This window comes from Ferrovibrio sp., from assembly GCF_017994015.1.
Classification (GTDB): Bacteria; Pseudomonadota; Alphaproteobacteria; order Ferrovibrionales; family Ferrovibrionaceae; genus Ferrovibrio.
On sequence record NZ_JAGOLP010000112.1, the window covers coordinates 1 to 4,016 of the forward strand.

Annotated in this window: 4 protein-coding genes and 1 tRNA gene; 1 reads left to right on the forward strand and 4 read right to left on the reverse strand. The window is 61.8% G+C overall.

All coding sequences use genetic code 11. From position 1 onward, the window contains the following. Positions 1–2: 2 nt before the first annotated feature. A tRNA-Tyr gene (locus KBB36_RS20745) sits at positions 3–85 on the reverse strand. Positions 86–250: 165 nt separating this feature from the next. Between KBB36_RS20745 and rlmB the strand changes: the two genes are divergently transcribed. Further along, positions 251–1,174 (forward strand): 23S rRNA (guanosine(2251)-2'-O)-methyltransferase RlmB, encoded by a 924-nt coding sequence (gene rlmB, locus KBB36_RS20750; RefSeq protein ID WP_290985760.1) that lies wholly within the window; start codon positions 251–253, stop codon positions 1,172–1,174. Between the two features lie 16 nt (positions 1,175–1,190). Here the strand turns inward: rlmB and bfr are convergent, their stop codons facing one another. The 3 genes from bfr to KBB36_RS20765 all read right to left on the reverse strand — a co-directional run. Next, positions 1,191–1,667, reverse strand: coding sequence for a bacterioferritin (gene bfr / locus KBB36_RS20755; RefSeq protein ID WP_290985761.1), 477 nt, complete (start codon positions 1,665–1,667; stop codon positions 1,191–1,193). Positions 1,668–1,835: 168 nt separating this feature from the next. After that, positions 1,836–2,072, reverse strand: a complete 237-nt coding sequence (locus KBB36_RS20760) for a (2Fe-2S)-binding protein (protein WP_290985764.1) — start codon at positions 2,070–2,072, stop codon at positions 1,836–1,838. A 79-nt stretch (positions 2,073–2,151) separates the two neighbouring features. Continuing rightward, positions 2,152–4,016 (reverse strand): ATP-binding protein (locus tag KBB36_RS20765; RefSeq protein WP_290985767.1); only part of this gene is annotated, 1,865 nt, incomplete at its 5' end.

Genomic DNA, 4,016 nt, shown 5'->3' on the forward strand with positions numbered 1-4,016 from the left:
GGTGGAGAGGGCTGGATTCGAACCAGCGTAGGCGCAAGCCAACGGATTTACAGTCCGTCCCCTTTAGCCACTCGGGCACCTCTCCGCACCGCTTGTTTTGCCGTTCCCCGTTACAAAGGACAAGCCGTTCAATGCCCGACTTCGACAAAAAAACGCGACAAAAGGCTCAGCATCGCCACTCTCCCCCCGATACACTGGGCTCGGAACGGCAATGTTGTTGCCTTTATCGCGGCGCATTATAAAGACCGCCATGAGCCGACGCAAGCATCAGCCGACCCGCCATCCGCAAAGATCGCAACAGGATAGCCGCGATCCCACCGGAAATCGCCCTCAAACCGCCAAATTCCAGCCTGAACGCGCCCCCGGCCGGCCGGGCGAAACCGCCCCCCGGGCGGCCCCCGAATCGCGCCGCCCGCGCCCCGGTTCTGCCCGGTCCAGCAGCAGCAGCAGCGGCGCGGTCTGGCTTTATGGCAGCCATGCCTGCCTGGCGGCGCTGGCCAACCCACAGCGCTATTGCCGCCGGCTGGTGCTGACCCGTGAGATGCAGGCCGAGCTGGCCGACAGGCTACCGGCCCAGCCACAGCCGGAAATCGCCGACAAGGCGCGGCTCGACAGCCTGTTGCCGCCCGGCGCGGTGCATCAGGGTGTGGCCTTGCAGGTTGAACCGCTTGACGATCCCGGCGTCGAATCGCTGCAACAACCGTCAAATGGCGCTGAAACCGAAATTGTGCTGGCGCTGGATCAAGTGACCGATCCGCGCAATGTCGGCGCCATCCTGCGCTCTGCGGCAGCCTTTGGTGTCCGCGCCCTGATCGTTACCGACCGCCACGCACCGGAAGCCACCGGCGCGATGGCCAAGGCGGCTTCCGGCGGGCTGGAAGTGGTGCCGATGCTGCGGGTGACCAATCTGGTGCGGGCGCTGGATTTGCTCGCCGGCTATGGCTTCTGGCGCGTTGGCCTGGATGGCGAAGCCGAGCGTGAGCTGGCCCAGGCGGTGAGCGGTGTGAAGCGGCTGGTGCTGGTGATGGGGGCCGAGGATGAGGGCTTGCGCCGCCTGACCCGGGAACATTGCGACTTCCTGGCCAAGCTGCCGATGACCGGTGCGGTGGAAAGCCTGAATGTGTCGGCTGCCGCCGCCATCGCCCTCTACGAGGCGGCGCGGCGGCAGACCTGAAACAAGTGCAGAAGATTTAAGAGATGCTGCCCATCTGGCTCTGCAAGTAATTCTGCAGGCCAACCTTCTCGATCAGATCGAGCTGGGTTTCCAGATGGTCGATATGCTCCTCGGTATCATCAAGGATACCGGTGAGGATTTCGCGGCTGACGTAATCCTGCACGCTTTCGCAATGCGCGATGGCGGCCACCAGATCAACCCGGCCCTTGCGTTCCAGGTCAAGATTGGCCGACAGGCCCTCGGGCACGGTCTCGCCGATCTTGAGCTTGCCGAGATCTTGCAGATTGGGCACGCCTTCGAGCAGCAGCACACGCTCGATGATCTTGTCGGCGTGCTTCATCTCCTCTATCGACTCTTTGTATTCGTGCTGGCCGAGCTTCTCGAAACCCCAGCTTTTCCACATGCGGGCATGCAGGAAATACTGGTTGATTGCCGTCAGCTCATTCTTCAGCACCCCGTTGAGATGCTTGAGTACCGTCTTGTCGCCCTTCATGGCACACCCCATGGCTTTGAATACCTGGGGCTTTGTATGGGCCGCGCCCAATGAGAACGCAACCAGAAACTATGCGGTTGCGAATGAGTAGCGCAAATAGTGGCGCGGCTGCAAATCAGTTGCAGCTCAACAGGCAAAAATCAGCATTTTTATTAGGAAAAAGCCTTCTCAGGCCTCGGCTTGAGCAGCTGCGGCCAACGGCATGGCATGAGCAGCGCCGGCATGATGGGCGCAACGACTTTGCTGGACCATGCAGCGCACATCCGGAACACACTTGCCGCATTGCGGCCGGTCAGCCAGATGGCGGTAGACCGCCGCCACCGAGCGGCAACCTTCAGCAATCGCACCACGCACATCGCGCTCGGTCAAACCATGGCACAGGCAGACATACATCTTGGACGGCACCGGTTCCTAATCATGGGCTGAGAATAATTCTCAGCCGCGAAGATAGGGCGAATGCGAACCAGTTGCAAGAGGACTCTTGTTATTTCGTTTCCGCCAGTTGATCCAGCCGGGCCAGCACATTGGCCAGCCCTTCGCTGGCCTCGGCTGACAGCGGCATATCCTGCGCATCAGCCTGGGCGGGATATGCCGCCGCCCCCAGAGGCCCCGCCGCTCTGCCAGGGGCTTGGCCCACAACCCGCGCAATGGCGCCGAATAGGTCAACCGCCACGATCGGCTTGGCCACATATTCGTCGGCGCCAAGCGCCATATACTTTTCGCGGTCGCCCTGCATCGCATTGGCGGTCAACACGACTACCGGGGTGTGGCGCAGCGGGCCGTCCATGGCGCGAATCTGCTGCAAGGCGGCGGCGCCATCCAGTTCCGGCATATGGATATCCATCAGCACCAGATCGTAGGGCGCCGTATTAAGCGCCGCCAGCGCCTCGATGCCGTTCTTCACCAGATCGCAGTGATGCCCGGCCCAGCGCAGCATGTAGCCGATCAATTCCTGATTGATCGGATTGTCTTCCGCCACCAGGATACGCAATGCGCGGCTGTTGCCCAGTTCGCGGCTTTCGGCCTGATCCAGCAAGGCCTCCACCGACTGGCCGATGCGGCAGGGCAAGGTGAACCAGAAGCGCGAACCGGCCCCCTCCTCGCTGCTGAAACCGATCTCGCCGCCCAGCAGCCGCACCAGCCGCTTGCAGATCGACAAGCCAAGGCCGGTGCCGCCAAAGCGCCGCGAAATAGAACTATCGGCCTGATGGAAATCCTGGAACAAGGCCGCCTGCACCGAGCGGGCAATACCGATGCCGGTATCCGTCACCGAGAAACGCAGCCGCGCTTCACCCTGCGGATCGTTGTGCGCCGGCAGCAATTCGGCTTCCACCTCAACCCGAATAGTGCCATTGCGGGTGAACTTGACCGCATTGGCCACCAGATTGAGCAATATCTGCCGCAACCTGGCTTCATCTGCCAGCAGATAACGCGGCACATCCGGCGCCACCTGCCAATGCAGCAGATTGTTATTGGTCTCCACCGGCACGGTGAGCAGCGTGGCGACCTGCGACAGCAGATCCTCCAGCGCAAAATTCACCGGCTCAACGCTCATCATCTCGGCTTCCAGCTTGGACAGGTCGAGGATATCGTTGACCACGGCCAGCAGATGCCTCGCCGAGAGATCGGCATTATCGACAAAGTGATGGGCCTCTGCATCCAGCGGGCGCTGCCGCAGCAAACCGAGCATGCCCAGAATGCCGTTCAGCGGCGTGCGGATTTCATGGCTCATATTGGCCAGGAAACTGGATTTGGCGCGCGAGGCCACTTCGGCCTTTTCGCGGGCTTCAGTGAGGCTGACGATCAGTCCTTCGCGCTGGGCAAAGGCACGCGATGCCACCACCGTGAGCAGCGCAAACAGCAGGATCGCCGGCACCACTACCCACAGGGTGCCGAGCGTGCGATGCCACCATTCCTGCAACAATGGTTCCACCGGCTGGGTCAGGTTGATCACCAGCGGAAAGCCATTCACCCGGCGCGGCGCCACAAAACGCGCCACCGAGGCTTCGGGATCGGCCATGCGATAACTGTCCACCAATTCGGCATGGCCCTCAGGATCAGCAGCTAGAATGCGGAAGGCGGTTTGCTGGGCAAAGGATTTCGCCACCGCCTCCTCACGCCAGGGCGCTCGCGACAACAGCACGCCATCTTCGCGGAACAGTGACACTGCGGCCCCATCCTCGGCGGCTGACAGAGTGTGGAAAACATCGACAAAATAACGGCTTTCCACGCCGGTCAGCACCATGCCCAGAATGGTGCCATCGGGCGCGCGGATGGCCTTGCTGAGATAGAAGGTCCAAGCGCCGGTGCCGCGATTCTTCACCGGCACCGAAACAAACAGCGCCAGCC

Excerpts from the sequence above, each read along its gene's own strand:
- rlmB (WP_290985760.1), top strand. The coding sequence starts at position 251 with ATGAGCCGACGCAAGCATCAGCCGACCCGCCATCCGCAAAGATCGCAA.
- bfr (WP_290985761.1), bottom strand. The coding sequence starts at position 1,667 with ATGAAGGGCGACAAGACGGTACTCAAGCATCTCAACGGGGTGCTGAAG.